At 66.1% G+C, this 21,933-nt stretch carries 23 protein-coding genes and 3 tRNA genes; 14 read left to right on the top strand and 12 right to left on the bottom strand.

Annotation, left to right across the window (positions count from 1 at the left end; all coding sequences use genetic code 11):
• Positions 1-512: 512 nt before the first annotated feature.
• Entirely contained in the window at positions 513-974 is a 462-nt protein-coding gene (locus ACLQ2O_RS21355; RefSeq protein ID WP_425833995.1) for a hypothetical protein, read from the bottom strand.
• A gap of 783 nt (positions 975-1,757) precedes the next feature.
• Between ACLQ2O_RS21355 and ACLQ2O_RS21350 the strand changes: the two genes are divergently transcribed.
• From ACLQ2O_RS21350 to ACLQ2O_RS21340, 3 genes are all read left to right on the top strand, one after another.
• Complete coding sequence (locus ACLQ2O_RS21350) at positions 1,758-2,039, top strand: hypothetical protein (protein WP_425833993.1); 282 nt, start codon at positions 1,758-1,760, stop codon at positions 2,037-2,039.
• Between the two features lie 34 nt (positions 2,040-2,073).
• Positions 2,074-2,487: a TIGR02391 family protein gene (locus tag ACLQ2O_RS21345; RefSeq protein WP_425833991.1), complete on the top strand. Its 414-nt coding sequence runs from the start codon at positions 2,074-2,076 to the stop codon at positions 2,485-2,487.
• 885 nt (positions 2,488-3,372) lie between these two features.
• Complete coding sequence (locus ACLQ2O_RS21340) at positions 3,373-4,707, top strand: nucleotidyltransferase (protein WP_425833989.1); 1,335 nt, start codon at positions 3,373-3,375, stop codon at positions 4,705-4,707.
• Between the two features lie 22 nt (positions 4,708-4,729).
• On the opposite strand, the gene ACLQ2O_RS21335 is transcribed toward ACLQ2O_RS21340, so the two are convergent.
• Both ACLQ2O_RS21335 and ACLQ2O_RS21330 read right to left on the bottom strand, forming a co-directional pair.
• Positions 4,730-5,407, bottom strand: a complete 678-nt coding sequence (locus tag ACLQ2O_RS21335; protein ID WP_425833987.1) for an HAD family hydrolase — start codon at positions 5,405-5,407, stop codon at positions 4,730-4,732.
• Entirely contained in the window at positions 5,404-6,255 is an 852-nt protein-coding gene (locus ACLQ2O_RS21330) for a GntR family transcriptional regulator (protein WP_425833985.1), read from the bottom strand. The genes ACLQ2O_RS21335 and ACLQ2O_RS21330 overlap by 4 nt, the downstream gene beginning before the upstream one ends.
• A 207-nt stretch (positions 6,256-6,462) precedes the next feature.
• Here ACLQ2O_RS21330 and ACLQ2O_RS21325 point away from each other — a divergent pair, with 207 nt between their 5' ends.
• From ACLQ2O_RS21325 to ACLQ2O_RS21280, 10 genes are all read left to right on the top strand, one after another.
• Complete coding sequence (locus tag ACLQ2O_RS21325; protein WP_425833983.1) at positions 6,463-6,711, top strand: DUF6284 family protein; 249 nt, start codon at positions 6,463-6,465, stop codon at positions 6,709-6,711.
• Positions 6,708-7,328 (top strand): Pycsar system effector family protein, encoded by a 621-nt coding sequence (locus ACLQ2O_RS21320; RefSeq protein ID WP_425833981.1) that lies wholly within the window; start codon positions 6,708-6,710, stop codon positions 7,326-7,328. Before ACLQ2O_RS21325 ends, ACLQ2O_RS21320 begins: the two co-directional genes overlap by 4 nt.
• Complete coding sequence (locus tag ACLQ2O_RS21315; RefSeq protein WP_425833979.1) at positions 7,325-7,567, top strand: hypothetical protein; 243 nt, start codon at positions 7,325-7,327, stop codon at positions 7,565-7,567. Before ACLQ2O_RS21320 ends, ACLQ2O_RS21315 begins: the two co-directional genes overlap by 4 nt.
• A complete protein-coding gene (locus ACLQ2O_RS21310) occupies positions 7,564-8,406 on the top strand; it encodes an ABC transporter permease (RefSeq protein WP_425833977.1) in 843 nt (280 codons plus the stop codon). Before ACLQ2O_RS21315 ends, ACLQ2O_RS21310 begins: the two co-directional genes overlap by 4 nt.
• Before the next feature lies 1 nt (position 8,407).
• On the top strand, positions 8,408-10,609 hold the full coding sequence (locus tag ACLQ2O_RS21305) for a cell division protein FtsK (RefSeq protein ID WP_425833975.1): 2,202 nt from the start codon (positions 8,408-8,410) through the stop codon (positions 10,607-10,609).
• Positions 10,610-10,918: 309 nt separating this feature from the next.
• Positions 10,919-11,164, top strand: coding sequence for a hypothetical protein (locus ACLQ2O_RS21300; RefSeq protein ID WP_425833973.1), 246 nt, complete (start codon positions 10,919-10,921; stop codon positions 11,162-11,164).
• Positions 11,161-12,087 (top strand): bifunctional DNA primase/polymerase, encoded by a 927-nt coding sequence (locus ACLQ2O_RS21295; RefSeq protein ID WP_425833971.1) that lies wholly within the window; start codon positions 11,161-11,163, stop codon positions 12,085-12,087. Before ACLQ2O_RS21300 ends, ACLQ2O_RS21295 begins: the two co-directional genes overlap by 4 nt.
• On the top strand, positions 12,084-13,403 hold the full coding sequence (locus tag ACLQ2O_RS21290; protein ID WP_425833969.1) for a DUF3631 domain-containing protein: 1,320 nt from the start codon (positions 12,084-12,086) through the stop codon (positions 13,401-13,403). Before ACLQ2O_RS21295 ends, ACLQ2O_RS21290 begins: the two co-directional genes overlap by 4 nt.
• Positions 13,404-13,435: 32 nt before the next feature.
• Entirely contained in the window at positions 13,436-13,645 is a 210-nt protein-coding gene (locus tag ACLQ2O_RS21285) for a helix-turn-helix domain-containing protein (protein WP_425833967.1), read from the top strand.
• On the top strand, positions 13,642-14,853 hold the full coding sequence (locus ACLQ2O_RS21280; protein ID WP_425833965.1) for a tyrosine-type recombinase/integrase: 1,212 nt from the start codon (positions 13,642-13,644) through the stop codon (positions 14,851-14,853). Before ACLQ2O_RS21285 ends, ACLQ2O_RS21280 begins: the two co-directional genes overlap by 4 nt.
• A 73-nt stretch (positions 14,854-14,926) precedes the next feature.
• Here ACLQ2O_RS21280 and ACLQ2O_RS21275 read toward each other — a convergent pair.
• The 4 genes from ACLQ2O_RS21275 to ACLQ2O_RS21260 form a co-directional block, all read right to left on the bottom strand.
• Positions 14,927-14,999, bottom strand: a tRNA-Phe gene (locus ACLQ2O_RS21275).
• 47 nt (positions 15,000-15,046) lie between these two features.
• A tRNA-Asp gene (locus ACLQ2O_RS21270) sits at positions 15,047-15,123 on the bottom strand.
• A 59-nt stretch (positions 15,124-15,182) separates the two neighbouring features.
• A tRNA-Glu gene (locus ACLQ2O_RS21265) sits at positions 15,183-15,255 on the bottom strand.
• A 151-nt stretch (positions 15,256-15,406) separates the two neighbouring features.
• Positions 15,407-15,781, bottom strand: a complete 375-nt coding sequence (locus ACLQ2O_RS21260) for a hypothetical protein (protein ID WP_425833963.1) — start codon at positions 15,779-15,781, stop codon at positions 15,407-15,409.
• Positions 15,782-15,874: 93 nt separating this feature from the next.
• Between ACLQ2O_RS21260 and ACLQ2O_RS21255 the strand changes: the two genes are divergently transcribed.
• Positions 15,875-16,216 carry a metallopeptidase family protein gene (locus ACLQ2O_RS21255; protein ID WP_425834019.1) on the top strand — a complete coding sequence of 114 codons (342 nt, stop codon included), beginning with the start codon at positions 15,875-15,877 and terminating at the stop codon, positions 16,214-16,216.
• Between the two features lie 85 nt (positions 16,217-16,301).
• Here the strand turns inward: ACLQ2O_RS21255 and ACLQ2O_RS21250 are convergent, their stop codons facing one another.
• The 5 genes from ACLQ2O_RS21250 to ACLQ2O_RS21230 all read right to left on the bottom strand — a co-directional run bounded on the left by ACLQ2O_RS21250 (position 16,302) and on the right by ACLQ2O_RS21230 (position 21,897).
• A complete protein-coding gene (locus ACLQ2O_RS21250) occupies positions 16,302-17,033 on the bottom strand; it encodes a polyprenol monophosphomannose synthase (protein ID WP_425833961.1) in 732 nt (243 codons plus the stop codon).
• 98 nt (positions 17,034-17,131) lie between these two features.
• Complete coding sequence (locus ACLQ2O_RS21245; protein ID WP_425833959.1) at positions 17,132-18,199, bottom strand: LacI family DNA-binding transcriptional regulator; 1,068 nt, start codon at positions 18,197-18,199, stop codon at positions 17,132-17,134.
• Positions 18,200-18,232: 33 nt separating this feature from the next.
• Positions 18,233-20,074, bottom strand: a complete 1,842-nt coding sequence (locus tag ACLQ2O_RS21240) for a CheR family methyltransferase (RefSeq protein WP_425833957.1) — start codon at positions 20,072-20,074, stop codon at positions 18,233-18,235.
• A gap of 9 nt (positions 20,075-20,083) precedes the next feature.
• Complete coding sequence (locus ACLQ2O_RS21235; protein ID WP_425833955.1) at positions 20,084-20,875, bottom strand: ATP-binding protein; 792 nt, start codon at positions 20,873-20,875, stop codon at positions 20,084-20,086.
• Complete coding sequence (locus tag ACLQ2O_RS21230; RefSeq protein WP_425833953.1) at positions 20,872-21,897, bottom strand: chemotaxis protein CheB; 1,026 nt, start codon at positions 21,895-21,897, stop codon at positions 20,872-20,874. The genes ACLQ2O_RS21235 and ACLQ2O_RS21230 overlap by 4 nt, the downstream gene beginning before the upstream one ends.
• Positions 21,898-21,933: the final 36 nt, after the last annotated feature.

Below are 21,933 nucleotides of genomic sequence, written 5' to 3'. Positions count from 1 at the left end.
ATCAGAAATCACACCAGAACGAAGCACCAACCAATCATCAACGACAGCGCCGCCCGGATTTAGCAGACACGCCCTAGTCGAGATCATCCCGAGCGAGCCCGCGATGCCCGGCGGGAGCCGCTACTGCGTCAATGGGACGGGTACCTTCGCTGAACGAGTGAAGGTACCCGCGCGCACCGTTGGAAGTCCGCGAGCGGGCTGGACTTCGTCGGAATGTCGGTACCGTCGATGAGCCCGAGCGTGTCACCGATGAGGACCTCATCTACCAGGCGCTGCACGCGGCGTTGTTTGCCGCGAGCTGGACGCTGTCGGGGGGTGAGTCTTGCGGCGGTTCTTGGGCCCGTACCTGATCACGGCAGACGCTGATCGGGCAAACGGCTCCGCCGAGGATGTCCCAGCAGTCGGGCCGGCACCCGCCGACGATAGGCCCCGGCCATGCGCCGGTGACGAAGATGGCGCTGTTACAGCTGTTTGAGGGGTTGGTTCGAGTCACTTGCTTTCTGTCAGAAGACTCAGGTGTAGGGGTTGTGCCGGACAATGCTGGTCTCACACTTCACGTTGCCGAGCGCTGCTGTGTAGACGCACACCTTGAGACTCAACGATTTGATTCGCCGACCGCCGTCGCGGAGGTCGACCGTCGGGAATTGGGTGCCGTCGGCGCCGCAGCCGTTGGTGTCCGAGTAGTACGGGGAGATGTTCACACGACTTCCGTCGGTGCGGGTCGCGACCACGACGGCCCGCACCGGGCGGCCGTCACCGGGACAGATGTCGCGCACTTTGAGAAACCGCACCCTGACCTCTGACCGACTGAGGAAATTGAGGTCCCCGCTGGTCTCCCCACCTGTGCCGGTGGGGTTCGGGTAGTACACGCGAGCGTAGACCGGTCCGCTGCCAGCCTGCGCTGGACTTGCCACCAACAACCCGCTCAGCACCGCTGCGACTCCTACCAGTGCCCCCAGTGCACGTGCCTTCATTGGTCCTCCGAGAGAGATCTCCCGAGCAGGCTTGCGCCCACCCGCTGAATGTCTCGCGACAGTACGAGTTGTCGCCGACGTGTCTCTGCCCGTACCGCACCCGTACCCCGAGGTCGCGCGCCGCCGCGACTCCAAGATCGGCCATAGCACCACCTGGTGCCCGGAAGTGTTCAGCCAACTAGCCGCGGGCGCGCTCTAGCTGTCACGTCGACGAAGGTTGTCCAGCGCATGCGGTCTGCCGCGCGCGATAAGCACACAAGCGCGGGCGATAAGCCCGCAAACGCCGGCGCTAGCCGGATACTCCCGGCGCCAGCCGGGCAAGGCCTGCGATAAGCAGGCAGCTCACCGCCGGCGATAAGCCTGAGGGTGGGCGGGAGCCGAGCGTAGCTGACGCCTGGAGGAGCGGAGCGACGGAAGGCGGCTGCGGAGCTCGCGTGGGAAAAGAAAAATCCCCCTCCGGATGCCGGAGAGGGTTCGTGTGTGGTCAGGGGCGGTCTCGAACCGCCGACCTTCCGCTTTTCAGCTCGACTTCTGTTGGGGCAGCGTCAGGTGGCGCTGCTGCTGCGGCGCGTCTGTGCCCGGCCGGAGTCGGTGCTTGTAGGAGCCTGTTGCTGGACTCGTCGCTGGACTCGTCGCTGGACCTTGCGGTGGCCAATCAGGCTCGTGGATGCTGACGCTGTGCGCGTCTCCGCAGGGTTGGATCGACTCTGCCGCCCTGTGGGCAGGTTGGCCCGGGCGATGCCGCCAGCTACACCCACTGATCACGATGCCTGAGGAGGCAATTTGTCCAAGGTGGATTCGGCGTGGGCGCTCAACGAGATCGCCAACTTCATGTACGCCTCAGATCAGATCGATCCGAACCGACCGGGATCGGGCGTCGTGATGTTTTATACGGTTCAGAGGGAACCAGACGCCGTGATTGCTCAACATGCGCACGTGGTTGAGCAGATTCTCGACCGAGTCCTTCCGAAGTGGCGGGCAGACCGACCCGTCGAAGATGAGGAATGGAACTATCTCCGCGAGTGGGCATCTCGCGCCCAAAGCTGTCCTGGAGAGGGAGGATGAGCTTCGCGACAGGCTGGGTGATGGTGCGCCTGAGATGGATGCCGGCCAACTACATCCATGGGCTTGGGAAAGCGGAGTTTCGTTTTGGCGGAATTCTCACTTTCACCAAGCCGTGATGCAGGCCGCTTTGCGAGTCAATGCGGAGACCCAGGCGAAGATTTCGCGTGTCGATGTTTCAGAGACCGATCTGTTCAACCAGGTCTTCTCCTTGAATGAGCCTGAAGTTGGAAAACCTCGACTTCGGCTGATGCAAAATGATGGCAGTGATACCTACAAGAATCTTCACAGAGGTGCGCGGTCGTTCGCTGAGGGCCTTTATGCGGCGATCCGCAACCCTGGCATGCATACACTAAATGCAGTCTCAGATGAACACCTTGCGCTGGAGCAACTGGCTGCGTTCAGTCTCCTCGCCCGTTGGGTCGACTCGGCAACGATCGAGACCGCTTAAGGTCCCGATCTAACAGTCGGGATGCCGGTCTGCCGAGCGGGACGTAGCAGCGGCCGGTGCTGGCTGTTGCGGTCCCGGGTGCGGTCGTCACGAGTCCGTCGGAAATGAGACCCGCCTGTATCAGCGTTGGCGGTGAGGGTGACTAGCTTTGGTCACGGGCGGCCGGGCTGTGCTTGGCGCGGCTTGGGCGCGGGGATCCGTCACGTAACGCTTGGGTATCACCGCTCGACGGACGGGCCGAGAGGATGACAGCAGGATTGAGCTACAGCAGACTGGCGCGGGGTGGGTCGTACGTTGAGGTTACTTAAGCGTGGGGGGCTCGTGATGTATTTGGTAATTGTGGTGCTTAATTTGGCCCATAATGAGTGATAACGAAATAAAGATCCTCACTGCGGGGTTAGCGGCCGTGGTGACGCTGTTGGTAGCAGTATTTACTGCCAGTGTGGCGCGTGGCTCAACAAGGCGGACTCGCCGTCTTGACATGTATGCGCAGGCTTACCGCGCTGCGTTGGAATGGCGAGAACTCGCGTACCGTGTCGCTCGGCGGGGTGGAAGTGAAGAAGATGCCAGGGCCATCGTGGAACGGTTCCATGACCTGCAGGAACGGCTGACCTTTCATGAGGGGTGGATTGGTAGCGAATCCCGCTACCTCCAAAGAAGCTATTGCAAGTTTGTGAGCCAGACCCGAGCGGCTTTCGAGGAGTCGATTCGAAATGCGTGGGAGTCCGGCAAGATTGATCCCGTATGGGGGAAGGTCCAGATCGATGCGGGTAACCCTCCAGATGGAGATATCTTTCTTCGCGATGTTAGGGCGCACTTGTCGATACAACCCTGGCGACGGGCGGCGGTGCTGTGGAGGAATAGAAAGTAATGGTCAATACTGTTGTGTCATTTGACAAGTTCGTGGACTCGATATCGCTTACGCAGACTCAAGTGAATCGGATTGATTCAGCGCAGGGTGCTCTAGGTAGCTACCTAGTGAAAACCTACGGGCTGAATGAGTCAGATGTGTTCCTGCAGGGATCCTTCGCCAACGGGACCGCAATTAAGCCCATTGATGGCGGCGAGTATGACGTGGACATAATTTGTGTGTGTGCTGACCTGGGCGAATCAGCGAAGGCTGCTCTAGAAGGCTTGTTTGACAAGCTTAGTGAGCATGGCACTTATCGCGACCGGCTAGTACCAAAGACACCATGTGTTCGCGTGGAATACGCGGACGACTACTCGGGAAGCTTCCATGTGGACGTGGTGCCTGTCAGGGTCTGCCAAGGCGACTCGACGGCGCCGCTCGATGCGCCGCGACGCAATGCTGGCTGGCACCCGACTGCTCCTGGAGAATATACCGATTGGTGCGCCGCTCAAGGTGAGCAATTTCGCCGAACCGTAAAAATATTCAAGCGTTGGAGAAATGAACATCAGGATGTAAAGAAGGCGATCAAGTCAATCGTTTTGCAAGTCCTGATCTCAGAGAATATGTCAACTCTGAGCGACGATGGAGAGCGGATAAAGGCCATACTTGACCAGCTGCATTCTGTACTTTCTCCACTGAGTAGCGCGCCGGTTATTAGCAATCCTGTTCTGGCAGATGAGAATCTCGCGGCTCGATGGGATGATGCTAGTTTCAAGGATTTCAAGAAGGAGCTTTCAGAGGCCTGCGGACTAGCGGCAGATGCGATCGCTTCAGTGGATGCGGTCGAGGCGGCAGAGAAGTGGAGGGAACTCCTGGGGGAGAGCTTCCCCTTACCCGCCAAGGCGGATTTTGGTATTCAGCTTGCAGATTCATCCCACATGCAGTCGCCGGCTGCGATGGGCTGGTACGAAGCGCTGGACAATCGCTATCGAATCGCGGTCACAGCGCGCGAACAGCGCGGGAGGCGTGGAAAGTGGAGCGTCTACCCCAGTGATGGCCCGTTGCTGTTCGCGGGAAAGAGTCTTCAATTCCAGGCTGCCGTGACCTCTCCAGGGTTCTATGAGATCTGGTGGCGGGTCACAAATACTGGTGGGCACGCGCGTTCAGTATCAGGCTTACGTGGTGGGTTCTTCAAAGCTAAAGCCCTTTCGGGCAGGTTGTCCCCCGACGAGAGCGTAAACTGGGAGAACACATCCTATACTGGATCACATCTCGTAGAGGCATTTCTTGTATTGGGTGATCGTGTGGTGGCCAGGAGCGAACCGATGACTGTAAATATCTATAACCCGGCAAATCGGTTCGCCCTCTGACGCCTCTGGCTGGTTCGCGCTTTCAGTGGATCGCTTCCGCCAGTTCAAGCATTCCGGTCAGGACAACGTCGGCTCCGACGCTTTGGAGTGCGTCGACCTTGCCGGGCTTGTTGGCGTAGCCGATAGTCGGTACGCCCGCTGCTCGGCCCGCTTCGATGTCGGTGGTTTGGTCGCCGACAAAGACGCAGTCGGAAGACTCCAAATTGAGAGCCTGGATCGCCTTTTCGATGAGATGGGGGCTGGGTTTCATGAGGGTCGGATCGGTGGCGTTCCGGCCGACGATGTATGCCACTTGTTCCGCGAGTCCTATGCGAGCTAAATAGTCAGTGACGGCTTGCCCGTAGTTGTTGCTCACGATCGCAACGACGCGCCCGCTGGCATTGCAGGCCGCGATGGATTCGGCTGCTCCTGGGGTTGGCAAAGCCGTCCTGACTGCTGCTAGCTCGGCTTCCTGCAGAGCCGCCTCGAGGCGCTGGGCCAATTCCGGATCGCTGGCCGCGGCTAGTAGGAGCTCGTGTGGACTGGAGACACGGTCTAGTGCCGAGACCGACTTGCCGCGAATCTTGTGGGCCAGCTCGCGGAGCTCGTCGGCTATCTGCTGGGCAGGGTAGCCGTCGAAGACTGAGCAGATGGGGCCGTCGAAGTCGAAGAGGACGGCTTCCGCGTTGCTGAGGATCTCTTTCAGGGGATCGGTGGTCACAGGTCGCGGACCTGCCCGAGGGTGCCCCAGAGGCTGTCGAACCAGCGGCGGGCTTGCTCGACGTATTGGGAGCCGGTTGCTCGGTCGTCGTCGCTGGTTGAGTGGTGGAAAAGGACGGTGTCCTTGCCGACGGCATCGAAAGTTGGGACCGGCTTGCCGTTGATCTCGACGTCGCGTTCTACGACGGGGTAGAAGCCGAAGAAGACCTCTTCTTCGTTCAGGGCGTAGAGCTTGAACATCATCGGCAGGCCGACGACTCGGACTTCGGCGTGGACCTTGGAGACCAGGCCCAGCTCGCCGAGCTCGCGGATCGACTCGACGATTTCTCCGGCTGAGCGCTGAGCGATTTGTTCCATGCGGGCTCTGACTGCGGGGTCGTCGCCGGGGTTCTTGCCAGCGCGTGACGGTACGGCCAAGGGTTGTGCGAGGTCGGGCAGGAGCATCCGAATGGTGATGGCCTGGGGAGTCAGGCGGCCGCGCCGGATGCGGTCGATCGGCTCTTCGAGAGCGCCGAGGAGCGTTTCGCCGGTCAGGCCGGCAAAGTCGATGGTGACTGAGTCGCGCTCGAAAGCCTTTTCGATGTGGGGCCGGAGTCCGACCGCCTGGTCGGCCTGCTCGCGGACGTACACGCCGCTGCCGACGCGGGACACGATGAGACCTTCGTCCCGAAGGATGCGCAGAGACTGCTGGATGGTCATGCGGGCGACGCCGTACTGGGTGGCGAGATCGTTCTGCGAGGGGAGTTTCTCTCCGGCATTGAACTTGTGCGTGAGGATCGCCGCGCGCAGCGCGTTGGCGACCTGCTTGTACGGCGGGCGCGGGTCAGTCGGGTCTAGCTGCTGCTCCATGAGCCTGATTCTACTACCTGACTAGGCAGGCTAGGCGAGCTGTGCCGAAAAGCTTGACCTGACTAGCCAGGCTATGTAGGTTAGCCACATAACGACCTGGCTAGGCAGGTTGGTCAGGTTCGACAAGCTTTGAAGGTGACGCCCCGGCAGTTGCAGCCGCCGAGGCGTCTGGGTCGCACTAGTCCATTGCGTAGAGGAGCACAACCCGTGAACATCATCCACCTTTCGCCCGTCGAAGACGACGAGCCGACCCCGGCTGATCTGGCTGGAATCGAGCGGGAATGGCCGCTGCTGGCGGCCGAATTGGAGCTACTGGACGCCGAGATTGCGTTCATCAACGCGGGTCCGGCCGGGTCGGTGCTGGACCGGCGCCGGGTGCGTCGGGCGCAGCGCCGGGTGTTGGAGATCGGCCGCGAGGTGGCCGACCACGAGCCGGAGTCGGAGGACGCGGCATGACCGGCGTCGATCCTGCGCACGAGGCTTTGCAGGAGCTCAAGGCAGCCGACGACGCGCTCTCTGTCGACAGCGAGTTGTACCGCCTGCGCCGTGCGCAGGTCCTCGCGACGCTCGCTCAGATTCAGCCGGTTGACGGCGGAGAACTGGCGATGGCGTGGCGCATTCACGACGCGGTCGCCGGGTCGATCGGCAAGGCCGACACCAAGGCCGGATTCGTCGCCACCTTGAACACCGCGCTGCTGGCCGGTGTCCTGACCCTCGCCCACCCCGATCGGCTCGGCGCGACAGGCCGAGTAGTGGTGTCGATCGGCATCTTCCTGATGGTTGCTGCGGTTCTGTCTGCCGTCGCAGTCGTGCTGCCGATCCTGCGGGCCCGCCACACCAAGCACAGCAACGGCAGCGTTCTGTACTTCGGCACCATCCGCCATCACTCCCCGGATGGCCTGGTCGACCGCCTGGACGGTGAAGGCGCGGTTCGGGAGGTGTGCGCTCAGGCGGTTGTCCTGAGCCGGTTGAGCTGGATCAAGCACCGCCTGTTGCAGCTCTCCCTGATCGCGACCATCGCCGGTACCAACCTGGTCGGCTGGACCCTGCTGCTCACTGGTGGTGCGCGATGAACCGCCGTCGACCGGCCGGTCTGAACGAGGTCTGGACCGAGCGTCTCGGCCTAGACGCCGCCGTCGAGATCCCGGCCGATCTTGAGGCTCGCTTCGCCTTCGTGGTTGCTCTCGTGACTGCTGACGTTCCTCCGGCTGGTACGGCTGACGCCGCTGTCGCCTACGGCGACCTGTGGGCCCTGACTGGCTTCCTCGCCGACGCTCAACGCGTCCTTGCAGGCAAGGAGATCAACGCATGAGCACCCCGCTGCGTACGACCTACCCGGTACCGGTCGAAGACCTGATCCCGGCCGCCCGCAAGCTGGCCGATCAGGCGGGCTCGGTGCCGTCACAGAACCGACTGATGAAGCACTTCCGGATCGGCAAGGAGAAGGCCAAGGCCGTACGGCTGGCCCTGATCGAGGAAGACGCTGCGACCACCGGGACGCACCTGCACCCAGTCCCGGACCCGGTTGAGTCCGCACCCGAGACTGGGGCTGACCCGACGAACGATGAGATGCCCCGCGCGGCTGCGGGGGAGGCATCTCCGCAGGTCACGGCGCCTGTAGACCCGGTGATCGTTGCCGAGTCCAGCGCAGTCGAGGTGGTCCCCGCGGCTTCCCTTCCGGAAGTGTCCGGCGAGCCCAACGAGTCAGCTCGGTCGGTCCGGTCGTGGCCTGTGCTACTGCTGGCGCTGCCCGCGTTCGTCGCGGTCTGGTCCGGCTGGGTCGGACTCGGCACCCTGACCGGCTTCGGAGTCGTCCACCCGCTACCGGGGATCGCGGACGGGTTCACGATCAACTCCGCCATCACGCTGCCGATCGGTGTAGAGACGTACGCCGCGTTCGCCCTGCGGGTCTGGCTGTCCGGGCAGGTTCCGGCATCGGCTCGGCGGTTCGCGAAGTGGTCGGCGCTGTCCGCGCTCGTGCTGGGCGGGCTTGGTCAGGTCGCCTACCACCTGCTGGAGGCGGCCGGAGTGACGCGGGCGCCGTGGCAGATCACGACCGTCGTTGCCTGCCTGCCGGTCGCCGTGCTCGGCATGGGCGCTGCCCTGGCCCATCTCATCCACGCCCGCCCCGATCAGAACCAGGGGAATTGACATGAGCGAGCTTTCCAACGAGAACGTGCCCGAACCGATCAACCTGGACGCGCACCGCGCCCGCCGCGACGAGACTCCGCAGACGCCGGACGAGAATGCCGGCAAAACGGTGCCTCTGTCGACGGGCGACGTCGAGCGGATGGATACGGCCTACGAAGTGGCCCTGGACGACGACGCTGACACCGACCCCGGTGCGGGCAAGGTGCTCGTGCCGGTCGATACGCCGGGCCTAGCGGTGCCGGTGACGCCGGGGGAGCGGCTGCCGATCATCCCGGTGCACCTGCTCCCGCAGAACCTCCGCGCCACGGTCCGCCGCGCGCTGACCCGGTCAAGTCACGTGGCTGCGTTCCACGCGGTCCGTTCGCCCTGGTACGGCGCCAAGCTGACTTGGTTCGCTGGTCGCGGATTCGCCCGCCTGGCCCGTAACCAGCTCAACTGGTGGTGGGTGCCGAACTCGTTTGCCCTTGAGCAGAAGGCCGCAGACGGTAGCGAGCTGAAGGAGTGGGAGAAGATCCACCGCGAGCTCAAGCGAACGCGGCTGTGGCGTGGCGGCGTTCTCGCGGCCCAGAACATCGGGCTGGTCATCAGTGCGCCGATCGCTCTCAACGCCGCTCCTACAGCCGCCGTTGCCCTCGCTGGCGCCGGTCTGGTCGCTGCGGCCGCGCACTACGGCCGCCCGGCTGGTCAGACCCTGGTCGGTACTGCGGTCGTCGCTCCCCGGTTCCGCAAGCTCAACTCAGACATCGTGCTGCGCGCCTACTACGCGGCCGGACTCGGCAAGCCGGACCGTGCCGACCAGGAGGTGCGGTTCGGGTCGCAGATGTCCAGGGACGCGCGCAACAACGGCTCGCAGGTGCTGGTGGATCTCCCGTACGGCAAGGGCTGGACCGACGTGGCGAACTGCCGGGAGAAGATCGCTTCCGGCCTGGATGTCCATGTAAATCAGGTGTTCCTGACCCCGGACAAGACCAGCTCGCGTCGCCACACACTGTTCGTGGCCGACCGCGACCCGCTCGCGGTGCCGGTGGGCCGGACATCGTTGCTGGATTGCAAGCGCCGGTCGATCTGGAAGGCGTTCATCATCGGTCGCGACGAGCGGGACGCGCCGGTCAAGCTGTCGCTGATGTGGAACTCGCTGCTGGTCGGCGCCCAGCCTCGTAAGGGCAAGACGTACTTCGCCCGTCTACTGGCCTTGTACGCGGCCCTTGATCCGAACGTGCGGCTGATCGTGGTCGACGGCAAGAACTCCCCGGACTGGCTCGCGTTCAAGAAGGTTGCCCACCGCATCGTGTTCGGCACTCACCCGAACCCCAACACTGACGACCCGATCGAGACGTTCCGCGCCATCCTGGACGAGATCCTTGCCCACATTGACCACGTGAACAGCATCCTGACCACGCTGCCGGTCGAGCTGTGCCCCGAAGGCAAGCTCACCGAGGAACTCCACAACGATCCCCGCTACCCGGACCTGCACGTCCTGGTGCTCGTGATGGAAGAGTTCCAGGTCTACTTCGAGACCGAGGACCAGGCGGTCAACAAGGAGATCGCAGCCAAGCTGTCCCGCATCCAAGCCGTCGGCCCATCGGCGGGTGTCATCATCGAGTCCAGCTCGCAGAAGCCGTCCGGGGTCGGCGCGGGCGACGTGGCGCGGTTGTTCAACCGGTACCGGGATAACCACACACTGCGGTTCGCGCTGAAGTGCGGCAACCGGGTCGTGTCCGAGGCCATCTTGGGCGGCGACGCCTACCAGGAAGGCTTCGACGCAGCGACCCTGCCGGTCGGTGACGAGTACCGGGGAGTCGGCTACCTGTACGGCGCATCCGACGCGACCCCGACCGTGCGGACCGAGCTGGCCGACGCGACCGACGCGGACAAGATCCTGACCGCAGCCCGCGTGCTGCGGGAACGGCTCGGCCTGCTGTCTGGCATGGCAGCAGGTGAGGAGATGCAGCGCGGTAGCCGTGACGTCCTGGCCGACATCTTGACCGTGATGGGCGCCGACACCGCCGCCCACTGGGACACCATCGCCGGTCGGCTAGCCGACCAGATGCCCGAGCAGTACGACGGCACCACCCCGGACGCCATCAGCGCCCAGGCGCGCGGGCTGAACGTGTCCAGCGTCAACGTGAAGCGCGACGGCGCGACCCGCAAGGGCGCCAAGGCCGACGACATCCGTGCCGCGATCGCCCGCCGCAACACCTAAGCCGCGGGCAACAGAGAGTAACCAACTCAACAAGGGGTGCGGGACAGGTGAAGTAGCGGCGTTGCCGCTACCGGTAGCGGCAACGCTACCCGTCCCGCTACCCCGCAACCCAGACCTGACCAGGCCGTTCATCCACGCGTAGCGGGTGGCGGTCACGGCTCCTCACGCCCAAAAACAGCCTTCTGGAGGCTTCTCGTGTCCAGCACACCCGCTACCGCCACCTTGGTCCCCGCTACCCACGGTAGCTATCTGGGTAGCGCCTCGATCGACCTCACCGCTACCGCCCACAGCGTCGCCCAAGGTGCCTCCGTGGCACTCATCGTGACCGCCGTCTTCGCGTTCTATCTGTTCACCTGTGCCGTCTGGCCGTTCGGGAAGTGCCGCCGTTGCAAGGGCGCAGGCAAGTTCAAGTCCCCGTTCGGCAACGCGTTCCGGCACTGCGGTCGGTGCGACGGTTCCGGGCTGCGGGTCCGGTTCGGCCGCAAGGTCATCAGCTACTACCGCCGCACCCGCAGCGCGGGCAGCAACTCGACCAGCAAGGGTGCGAGCAAGTGACCGCGCCGCTGAGAACTACCTCGAGGGGAGATCACCCGATGAACGACATCCTGACCGCCGCTCTCGACGCGGCCGGACGTGGCTGGCCGGTGTTCATGCTCGGACGCTCGAAGCGGCCGGTAGCCAACTGCCGCGCCTGCCGCCCGGTCGTTGCCGGTGGCCAACACGACCCCGCGAGCTGCGGGCACCTCACCTGCCACGGCTTCTACGCCGCCACCACCGACCCGGCCCGCGTCGCCGCGATCGTCGCCGCCGTTCCGGGCGGGCAGCTCGCCGTCCGTACCGGCGCCGTGTCTGGCCTCCTGGTGGTCGACGTCGATCCTGACCACGGCGGCACTCCCAGCCTGATTGACCTTGCAGTGAAGGGGATCGCACCCCGCACGTTGCAGGTCCTCACGGGCTCGTGGGGCACGCACCTGTACTACCGCCACCCCGGACGGCACATGCCGTCTCGTCCGATGCCGTCGCGGCCGGGGATCGATGTGAAGGCTGACGGCGGCTACGTCGTCATGCCACCGTCGATTCACCACCGGACCGGTCGGGCGTATCAGTGGCGGCAGGGCTCGGGTGACCCGGTGGAGATGCCCCCCGCTCTCATCGCGGCCTGTCTTCCGCCGCCGCCCGTGACGGGCGCGCCTCCTAGTGCCGGCCGAATCACCACGACGCGGGGGCGGGGCATCTCCCATCCCGACAAGCTGCTCAGCGCGCATCTGGACGCCGTACGGCTAGCACCCGAAGGCAAGCGCCGTACGACGCTCTACGGGGCCGCGAGAGGCGTCGCGCGGATGGTCGCGGCCGGAGCGCTCGACCACACCGCCGCCGTTACTGCGCTCACCGCTGTGGGAGAGCAGGCCGACCAGACCGCCCGAGAGATCAGGGCCGCCATCGCTGGCGGTTTCCGTGACGAAGGGATCGCCGCATGACCACCCCCGATCACGACCAGGCCGACTCCGCCGAGCTCGTCGACGGTGCCGAGCTGCTCGACCAGGTGGCGGCCACCATCGACCGCTACGTCATCCTGCCGAGCCAGTCAGCGGCCACGGCAGTCGTGCTGTGGATCGCTGCCACGCACGCTGTTCCGGCGTGGAACTGTGCTCCGCGGCTTGTTATCCGAGCGCCCGAGCGGCGGTGTGGAAAGTCGCGGCTCTTGGACATGGTCGAAGGGATGAGTCACCGGCCATTGATGACCGTCAACGCCTCGCCGTCGGCGGTTTACCGGTCGATCGGTATGGCGCCGTCTGATCCGCCGACGCTGCTGATCGATGAGGCGGACACGATCTTTGGCCCGAAGGCGGGCGACAACGAGGACCTGCGCGGTCTGCTGAACGCCGGGCACCAGCGCAACCGCCCGGCTCTGCGGTACGACGCTGGGTCGCGGTCGGTGGAGAAGATCCAGACGTTCGCGATGGCTGCCCTGGCAGGGATCGGGGCGATGCCGGACACGATCGAGGACCGCGCCGCCGTGATCCGGATGCGTCGCCGCGCATCGGGCGAGGAGGTCGCGCCGTACCGAGTCCGCCGCGACGGTCCCGAGCTGGACGAGCTGCGCCAGCGGCTCAACCAGTGGCTCACCGGCCACATCAACGAGCTGCGGGCGGCGACGCCGGATATGCCGTTGGAAGACCGCGCGGCCGACACCTGGGAGCCCATGATTGCCGTGGCCGACCTGGCTGGCGGGCAGTGGCCGCGTGCTGCCAGGAAGGCCGCTGTAGCGCTCACCAGCGATCGCGATGCAGGCGATGAGACTTCGATGCCGTCGCGGCTCCTGGCCGACTGCCGCACGGCCTTTCAGGACGCCGACGCGCTGCCCACCCAGACGCTGCTCGACCGGCTCCGCAGCGACCCCGAAGCGCCCTGGGCGACCATGGGCCCTGCCGGGCTCACCGCGATGCGCATGGGCAACCTGCTGCGGGAATTCGAGATCCGCAGCGACACGATCCGGTTCCCCACCGGCCAAGCCAAGGGCTACCACCGCAACGACTTCACTGACGCGTGGAGCCGCTACTGCCCCGAGCCGAAACCAGCGGCTGGGGAAGCCGTACCAGCCGTACCAGCCTCAACATCGCAGGTCAGCCCCGAGGAGGCTTCCGCCACTGGTACGGCTCAAGCCGTACCAAGCGACCAAGCCTCCTCGACCCTGACCAGGCAAAACGAGGCTGGTACGGCTGGTACGGCTTGGGTCCCCAGGGCCGTTCCCGCCCTGGTCGACGTAATCCACCCGAACCGCGAGAGCGCATGAGTACGCCCGGACAGAACGGAGCTTCACCACTGATGAGCACGGTTCATATCGCTGACGCGGACCGGCTGTTGATCACCACGGAAGAAGCGGCCGCGCGGCTCGGCATTCATCGGTCGACCCTTTACGACCTGATCCGCACGAAGAAGTTGAAGACCCTCAAGATCGGCAGCCGTCGTCTCGTCCGAGTCGCGGCACTGGAGGAAGCCATTGAGCTTCTGGAGCAAGAGGAGACCGCAGCGTGAAGGCATCAAATGGCGACGGCTCGATCTACTGGCGCGAGAGTCGGGGACTGTGGGTCGCATCCGCCTACCTGCTGATGGCTGATGGGACGTACCGTCGAAAGGAGGTGTCGAGCAAGACGAGGGACGTAGTTGTCCGGAAGTTGCGCGACCTCCAAGCGAAGTCGGACAAGGGCATTCCGGCCGAGGCGACCAATTGGTACCTGGACGCCTACCTGAAGTATTGGCTGGAGCACATCGTGAAGCCGTCACGGAAGCCCAAGACTCACCAGGGCTACGAGCTGGTGGCGCGGGTGCATCTCATTCCCCATCTCGGCCGGAAGAAGCTCCACAAGCTGACGGGTGCCGACGTGCGGTTGCTCATCAAGCGGGTTCGGAACACATGTCTGTGCTGCATGCACGGATACGACAAGCGGCGAGGCGACAGGGCGAAGTGCTGCGCCATCGGTCGTTGCTGCGAGAGGCGTCCATCGGATCGGCTAGTGGAACAAGTTCACGCTGTTCTCCGGAACGCTCTACAGGCGGCGGTGCGCGAAGAGGTGCTGCAACGCAACGTCGCCAAGTTGGTCCAGGTAGAGGGCGCGCAGTACGACACCAATCGGGGAGCGACCGAGGACCAGGCCCGGCTGTTGTTGAAGGCAGCCAAGCCGACGCGGCTGTATGCGCTGTTCGTCCTGGCGCTGTTCATGGGGTTGCGGCGCGGCGAGCTGCTCGGGCTGAAGTGGGATGACATTGATTGGGTCGAAAAGACCCTGGATGTCCGGCGCACTCTGCAACGTGTCGACGGCGCATTGCGGGCGGTCACCCCGAAGACCAGGAAGTCTCGCCGGACGGTGCCGTTGATTGAGCTGTGCTTGGAAGCGCTGAGGGTTCACAAGGTGCTGCAAGCAAAGGAGCGGCTCGCGGCCGGCAAAAGGTGGGTCGATACCGGCTACGTCTTCACGACGGAGATCGGAACGCCGATCGAGCCGGACAACCTGCGGAGGGACTGGTACCCGCTGCGGGTGACGGCGGAGCTGGGGGAGATGCGCTTCCACGATCTCCGGCACTCCTGTGTGACCTTGCTCCTACGGCTTGGAGTTCCGCCGCACATCGTGCAGGCGATCGTCGGTCACGCGGACGTGCAGGTGACGATGGCGATCTACGCGCACGCGTCGCTTGAGGATCAGCGGAAGGCGCTGGACCAGCTTGCACAGTCAGTCGCTGGGTGACGTTGCTGGACCTGTTGCTGGACTAGCGGGGGAGTCGGCGGATCTCAGACCGAGATCCACGCTCAGAAATGTGTGGTCAGGGGCGGTCTCGAACCGCCGACCTTCCGCTTTTCAGGCGGACGCTCTACCAGCTGAGCTACCTGACCGGGGAGAAAAGGCGGCGGCGGATGTTTGGACATCCGCCGCCTTCTCCTGGCGACCCAGACGGGACTCGAACCCGCGACCTCCGCCGTGACAGGGCGGCACGCTAACCAACTGCGCTACTGGGCCAGGATGCTCGACGATGGTACACCATCTTCAAGCTGTTCAATTAATCGGCCTTTCGACCGTATCCCCAACGGGATTCGAACCCGCGTTACCGCCTTGAAAGGGCAGCGTCCTAGGCCACTAGACGATGGGGACTCGGACCCGCGGGAGCCGAAGCTCCAGGGACAGCAGTAAGCATAGAGGAGTCTCGGCGAAGGTCCAAAACGAGTTGTTGGGAAGGGTTCGGGCGGCTGCGTGGAGAGGTCCGAGCGGCCGCCCGGAGGATCGGAGAAGAGGAGGAGGGCGGTCAGTTGAGGGAGGAGGCGGCCTTCTTGGTGGCGTCCAGGACAGCTGCGTCGGTGGGGGCGTCCGGCACGATGAGCCGCGGGAGCTGCTTCTCGAAGAGCCAGGCGAGCACCCGCGACGGCAGCACGTGGGTCAGGAAGTACGCGCTGAACGAGTCCGCCATCAGTTCCGTACGACGGGTCGCCTCGGGCGCCGGCAGCGTCGAGTCGAACAGCCCGTCCTCGTACTGGATGTGGTGCCCTGCGCCCGGATCGCCTGCGGGGTGGTTCTCGATCTCCTGCAGCTGGGGACGGCCGCCAGGACGCGACCGGATGGCCGTCAGTATCCGCAGCAGGTAACGCCGATTACGAGGCGTCGGGCCGGCGGAATCGGGCATGGTAGGAATCTGTCGCAGCAAAGCCGCCAAGCAGCACCGCTCACAGAAACCACAGCCTGTGGTGCGCCTCACTAGGCTGGGGTCGTGATCGAGATGAGCCGCACGGACTTCGAGGTGCTGGTGGCCGAGGCGCTGGACGAGGTGCCGCCTGAGCTGGCCGCGCTGCTCGACAACGTCGCGGTGTTCGTCGAGGACGACGCGCCGCCGAGCGAGCCGGGCCTGCTCGGGATCTACGAGGGCATCCCGTTGACCGAGCGGGGCAACTGGTACGGCGGGGTCCTGCCCGACCGGATCACGATCTACCGCAACCCGACGCTCGCGATCTGCGAGACCGTCGAGGACGTGGTCGACGAGGTGAACATCACGGTCGTGCACGAGATCGCGCACCACTTCGGGATCGACGACGCGCGCTTGCACGAGCTCGGCTACGGGTGAACCTCCCGCGTTCGCGGGGAAGACTCGAGGCGCACGCCAACAAGCCGGTACGTCGTGGCGACGTACCGGCTGGAAAACAAAGGGCTCAGGAACGCTTGAAGAGCAGCTTCCACGGCATCAGCGCCGACTCGAGCTGGACCTTGAGGCTCATCTTCGACGCCCCGTGCGTGCGCTCCTCGAAGCGGATCGGCACCTCGGCGATCCGGAAGCCGCGGCGGACCGCGCGGGTGTTCATCTCGACCTGGAACGAGTACCCGTTGCTCTGGATCGAACCGACGTCGATCGCCCGCAGGGTGTCGGCCTTCCACGCCTTGAACCCGGCGGTGGCGTCCTTGACGTGCAGGCGCAGGATCGTGTTCACGTAGAAGTTCGCCCAGGCCGACAGCAGCCGCCGGTGCCAGGCCCACTCGGCCGCGGCGGACCCGCCGGGCACGTACCGCGACCCGATCACCAGGCCTGCGTCCGTGGTCCGCAGCGTCTCCACCATGATCGGCAGCACCGACGCCGGGTGGGACAGGTCCGCGTCCATCTGGATCACGATCTCGGCGTTCTCGTCGAGCGCGCGGGTGATGCCGGCGATGTACGCGCGGCCGAGGCCGTCCTTCGCGGTCCGGTGCAGGACGCCGACCTGCTCCGGCGCGGCCTTGGCCAGCTCGTCGGCGACGTCGCCGGTGCCGTCGGGGGAGTTGTCGTCGACGACCAGCATCTGCAGCCCGGGCAGGTTGAGCTCGGCCAGCAGCTTGGCCAGCTCCGGCAGGTTCTCCCGCTCGTTGTAGGTCGGGACGACGACGATGATCTTGGAGGAGCTCTCGCCCATGGACAATTCCTAGCTTCGGGGATCAGGACGCTATCGCATCAACCGGTCTAGGGCCCTGAAGGTGACGTTCCTGGCAGTGGATGTCGGAACCACCACCCTCAAAGTCTGCCTGATCCCCTCAACGGCGGCCCAGGCGGCCCGGTGGACCCCCGCACGATCAGCTTCGGTACGACGCGCACGATCCGCCGCCGGGCGGGGAGCTCACCGCGGATCCGGGCCAGCAGCAACCGTGCGCAGTTGCGCCCCAGCTCGACCGTGTGCTGGTCGACGGTGGTCAGCGCGGGCTCGACCAGGGACATCCACGGTACGTCGTCGTACGCCGCAAGGCTGATCCGTCGCGGGATCTTCCACCGGCGCCGCTTGATCTCGGCGAGTGCGCCCTGGGCCAGCACGTTGTTCGCCGCCACGATCGCCGTCACCTCCTGCGCGTCCAGCAGTTCCCGCGTCGTCTGCTGCGCGGCGACAGCGTCGAAGCTGGTGTACGCGATCAGTTCGTCGTCGACCTCGAGCTCGTGATCGGCATGCGCCGCACGGAAGCCCGCGAGCCGCCCGGCACCCGTGGACCACTTGGTCTCGTCGATCAGGAAGCCGATCCGGGTGTGCCCCAGGCCGATCAGGTGCTCGGTCAGCTCGCGCGCTCCGGCCTTGTTGTCACTCAGTACGACGTCGCTGCCGGACCGCCCGAGCTCGCGGTCGGCGCAGACGACGTGGACGCCGTTGTTCTGCAGGATTCGCGGGCAGGCGGCGGTCACCGGCGTGACGATCACGCCCGGGACGCGCATCGCCAGCAGCGTCTCGGCGGCCCGCATCTCCTCGGCCGCCTCGCCGTTGTCGTTCACCAGCACCATCTGGTACTCCGCCGCGCGCAGCTCCTCCTCGATCCCGGCCGCGAGGTCGGCGTAGAAGGGGTTGCGCAGGTCGGAGATCAGGACGCCGATCGACGTCGACGTCCGGCTGCGCAGGTTACGCGCGTTGTGGTCGAGCACGTACCCGATCTTGTCGGCGGCGGCCTGGACCCGCTCCCGGACCTGGGGAGAGGCGTACCCCCTGGTGTGCAGGGCGCGCGACACCGTCGACGGCGAGACGCCCGCCTCGCGCGCGACGTCCTGCACGGTGGGGCGTTTCACCACCGCACCCGGACCAGGACCGCGCCCCCGTTGCGTCATGGCGCGCAGTCTAAGCACATCCAAGCTGTCAGATCAGGGACCTGGGGCAACTATCTCCATCACCAACAGGACTCCGCGCTGATTTCCGTCCGCACCCAGCAGCCCGCTGCAGAGCAGCCGGACCGTGATCGCGCGGCCGCGCCGGTTGACCGCGTCGATCCGCGCCTCCCGTGGCTCGCCCGGATTGTCGAGCGCGGCCCGGACCAGCGGGCGCAGGACGTCCGCGGGTAGTCCGACATCCAGGTTGAGCAGGTGCCGGCCCTCGGCCTCGTCGCGGCGGACTCCCCACAGCTCCTGGGCGGCCGTGTTCCAGGCCAGGACGAGCAGGTCGAGGTCGACCACGATCACGCCGGCGGTGAAGGCGGTCAGCACGGCCTCGAGGAAGTCGTTCGCCTCGTTCAGCTCGGTACTGCGCTCCCGCACGGCCTCGTTGATGATCTGCAGCTCGTCGTTGGTGGACTGCAGCTCCTCGTTCATCGTCTCGAGCTCTTCGTTGGTCGACTGGAGCTCTTCGTTGGTCGTCTCCAGCTCCTCGACCGTGGACTGCAGCTCCTCGTTGGTGGTCTCGAGCTCCTCGTTGGTCGACTGCAGCTCGGCGTTCGTGCTCTCCAGCTGCCGGTTGACCCGGTCGACCTCGAGCCGCAGCGTGCGGGTGGCGCTGACGTCGTGGAACACCACCGAGACGCCGAGCAGCTCGCTGCCGTCGACGAGCGGGTTCAGGTGCACCTCGAACCAGTGCACGACGCCGCCCGGGCGGCTGAACTCGACCTCGGACACCCGGATCGGCTTGCGCTCGGCGAGCACCTGGTCGAGGTGACCGCGCAGCGCCAGCGGCCGGTACGACACCTCCAGCTCACGGATCGGCCGGCCGAGATCGCGCCGGGTCAGCCCGAACAGGCTCGCGGCCTGCTCGCTGTGCAGGACCAGGGTGTCGTCGGCGCCGATCACCAGCTGGGCGATCGGGCTGGCCGCGAAGGCGTGCTCGTGCAGCCGCTGGCTCGTGTTCTCGGGGTCGGCCCGCTCGGCCGCAGGTCGCCCGGTCGGCGCCGTCCGGTTGGCGACCCGGCGGAAGATCCGTTGCTTCAGGTCGATCGGCTCGAACAGCCGGCTCCGGCCGAGCAGCATCTCGGCCCGGCCGAGGAAGAGCACACCGCGGGGGACCAGCGCGAAGTGGAACCGGTTCAGCATCCGCTGCTGGGTCTCGGCGTTGAAGTACATCAGCGTGTTGCGGCACAGCAGCAGGTCGACCCGGGAGATCGGCGCGTCCTGCACGAGGTCGTTGCGGCCGAAGATCACCGTTCGTCGCAGGTCGGGGTGGAAGACGAACGCGTCGCCGCGCTGCTCGAAGTACGTCGTACGCTGCTCGTCGGACACCCCGGCCAGCTCGGCTTCCGAGTACGACGCCTGGCGCGCCTGGGCCAGCGCCTCGTCGTCGACGTCGGTCGCGTAGATCTTCACCTGCTTGAGGTAGTCGTCCAGGCCGAGCTCGTCGGCGAGCAGCATCGCCAGCGAGTACGGCTCCTGGCCGGACGAGCAGCCGGTGCTCCAGATCCGCAGCGGGTCGCCGGGGCTGCGCTCGGCGAGCAGGGCCGGCACCACCTCGGTCCGCAGCAGTTCCCAGGCGTCGGGGTCGCGGAAGAAGCCCGTGACGTTGATCAGGATCGTGTTGAACAGCGCGGTGAACTCGTTCGGGTCGACCTGCAGGAGGTCGAGGTACGCGTGGTAGCTGCCGATGCCGACCTGGCCCATCCGGTGCTGGATCCGGCGTAGCAGCCCGGTCCGCTTGTAGCCGCCGAAGTCGAAGCCCCTGGACTCGCGCAGGTAGGCGAGCAGGTCCTCGACGTCGTCAGCGGTCGCGGCGGGCTGGTTGGTCACACCGCCACGCTACTGCCCGTTGCGGCGCCGGTTGATGATCGCGGCCGTCGTGGCCGATCCCTGCAGCCGGAGCGTCGCCCAGACGACCTTGCCGCCGGCGGACGTCGGGTTGGCGCCCCAGGCGGACGCCAGCGTGGTGACGATGGTGAGACCGAGGCCGTTCTCCCGCGTGGTGCTGGCCGGCCGGGGGACCGGGAACAGCGCGCTGCCGTCGGTGACCGCGACGGTGAGCAGCTCACGCCGCAGCTCGAGCCGCAGGTCGGCGTCGGTGTGGGCGTGCCGGACCACGTTGCCGATCAGCTCGGAGGCGATCGCCACGGCGTCCTCGCTGACGTCCTCGCAGCGCCACAGCTCGCACGTCGAGGAGACGAACCGCCGGGCCACGCCGCCGCTGTGCGGGCTGGGGGCGAGCCGCAGCCGGGTCAGCTGCCGGGCCGGCGGGCTGTTGATCGCGGCCAGCGCGCCGGCCAGCTCGGTGTGCACCGGCAGGAACCGGGCGATCGTCCTCGACTGCCGCTGGACCTCGGAACCGTGCCCCGGACCGATCACCAGGATCATCGGTACGCCGGACCAGTCCGCCGCCTGCCGGGCGACCGCGGTGAAGATGCTCAGCGTGAACGCCCGGGCGAGGACGAGGTCCTGCAGGGTCACGATCACCGCCGCGGGCTGGTCGGCCACGGCCTTCAGCAGGTAGGTCCGCAACCGCGGTGCGGTGGCCACGTCGAGCACCCCGCGCGGCCGGACGACGATCGAGTCGCCGATGGTCCGGGATCCGAGCTGCAGCGCCTTGTCGAGGCTCATGCGGGGTCACCATCCTTGTCGGACCCGGGCAGGCCCGAGGTCAGCCGTGCCCGGATCAACCGGGCGGCCGCATCGGTCTCCTGCCCGGAGGCAGAGTACCGGCCGGCGCGGTCGTCGCTGCCGCGGTCGCGGGCCGTTCCCTCCATCTGCCGGGTCAGCGCGGTCTTCTCGTCGAGCGCCTGCAACGCGGTCCACAGCGCCGCCTGCATCCGGTGGTCGGCCGTCGCGAGCAGCGCGTCCGCGCTCCAGGCGTGGCCGGCCTGGCACCGGAAGGCCTCGGCGTCGCGGTCCCGCATCGACAGCTCGCGGCCGCAGTCCGGGCAGAGCAGGCCGGCGGCGTCGGCGGACGGTTCCGGCATCGATTCCTCAGATCCGTTGCGGGCGAGCGCCTGTTCGTACCGCTGCATCGCTCCCGGGCCCGCGGGCTGCGCCAGCTCGACCGGTACGGCGAGGATCTCGGCCAGCTGCTCGCCGATCGCTCGCGCCGGCAGCACGTGGTCCGCGTCGAGGCCGGCCAGCGCGCTGTCGGGCATTCCCCGGTACGCCGCGTCGTCGGGATCCTGGACGATCGCCAGCCCGCCGGACGCCTTGATCATGGCCAGGCCGGCAGCGCCGTCGTCCAGTACGCCGGACAGCACGACCCCGGCGACCAGCGGCCCCCGGGCCAGTGCGGCGGAACGGAACAACGCGTTGATCGCCGGGCGGTGACCGCTCTCGGTCGGCGCGTCGGACAGGACGACGCAGTCACCTTCGACCAGCAGGTGGTGGTCCGGCGACCCGACGTACAGGTGGCCGTGCTCGATCGGTGCGCCGTGCTGGGCCGGCTCGGCCGGGAGTGGGCCGGCAGCGTCCAGGATCGAGCCGAGCACGCTGGTGCCACCTGCCGGGACATGAAGGACGACCAGTACGCCGGCCTGGAGGTCGACGGGCAGCTGTTTCACCAGCTCGCGCAGGGCTTCGACGCCCCCGGCCGAAGCGCCGATGACCACCAGATCCCGGAACGTGCCCGGTGGCGGGCTCATCGCGGAGGGCCGGCCGCCCTGTTGATCCTCAGGCGG

It is taken from the genome of Kribbella sp. DT2 (assembly GCF_049844575.1).
Lineage (GTDB): Bacteria > Actinomycetota > Actinomycetes > Propionibacteriales > Kribbellaceae > Kribbella.
This window is presented reverse-complemented; position numbering and strand designations above follow the sequence as displayed.

Coding starts and splice junctions, on each gene's coding strand:
- ACLQ2O_RS21355 (WP_425833995.1), bottom strand. CDS start 974: ATGAAGGCACGTGCACTGGGGGCACTGGTAGGAGTCGCAGCGGTGCTG.
- ACLQ2O_RS21345 (WP_425833991.1), top strand. CDS start 2,074: ATGGATGCCGGCCAACTACATCCATGGGCTTGGGAAAGCGGAGTTTCG.
- ACLQ2O_RS21330 (WP_425833985.1), bottom strand. CDS start 6,255: ATGGAGCAGCAGCTAGACCCGACTGACCCGCGCCCGCCGTACAAGCAG.
- ACLQ2O_RS21320 (WP_425833981.1), top strand. CDS start 6,708: ATGACCGGCGTCGATCCTGCGCACGAGGCTTTGCAGGAGCTCAAGGCA.
- ACLQ2O_RS21315 (WP_425833979.1), top strand. CDS start 7,325: ATGAACCGCCGTCGACCGGCCGGTCTGAACGAGGTCTGGACCGAGCGT.
- ACLQ2O_RS21310 (WP_425833977.1), top strand. CDS start 7,564: ATGAGCACCCCGCTGCGTACGACCTACCCGGTACCGGTCGAAGACCTG.
- ACLQ2O_RS21305 (WP_425833975.1), top strand. CDS start 8,408: ATGAGCGAGCTTTCCAACGAGAACGTGCCCGAACCGATCAACCTGGAC.
- ACLQ2O_RS21290 (WP_425833969.1), top strand. CDS start 12,084: ATGACCACCCCCGATCACGACCAGGCCGACTCCGCCGAGCTCGTCGAC.
- ACLQ2O_RS21285 (WP_425833967.1), top strand. CDS start 13,436: ATGAGCACGGTTCATATCGCTGACGCGGACCGGCTGTTGATCACCACG.
- ACLQ2O_RS21260 (WP_425833963.1), bottom strand. CDS start 15,781: ATGCCCGATTCCGCCGGCCCGACGCCTCGTAATCGGCGTTACCTGCTG.
- ACLQ2O_RS21255 (WP_425834019.1), top strand. CDS start 15,875: ATGAGCCGCACGGACTTCGAGGTGCTGGTGGCCGAGGCGCTGGACGAG.
- ACLQ2O_RS21250 (WP_425833961.1), bottom strand. CDS start 17,033: ATGGGCGAGAGCTCCTCCAAGATCATCGTCGTCGTCCCGACCTACAAC.
- ACLQ2O_RS21245 (WP_425833959.1), bottom strand. CDS start 18,199: ATGACGCAACGGGGGCGCGGTCCTGGTCCGGGTGCGGTGGTGAAACGC.
- ACLQ2O_RS21235 (WP_425833955.1), bottom strand. CDS start 20,875: ATGAGCCTCGACAAGGCGCTGCAGCTCGGATCCCGGACCATCGGCGAC.
- ACLQ2O_RS21230 (WP_425833953.1), bottom strand. CDS start 21,897: ATGAGCCCGCCACCGGGCACGTTCCGGGATCTGGTGGTCATCGGCGCT.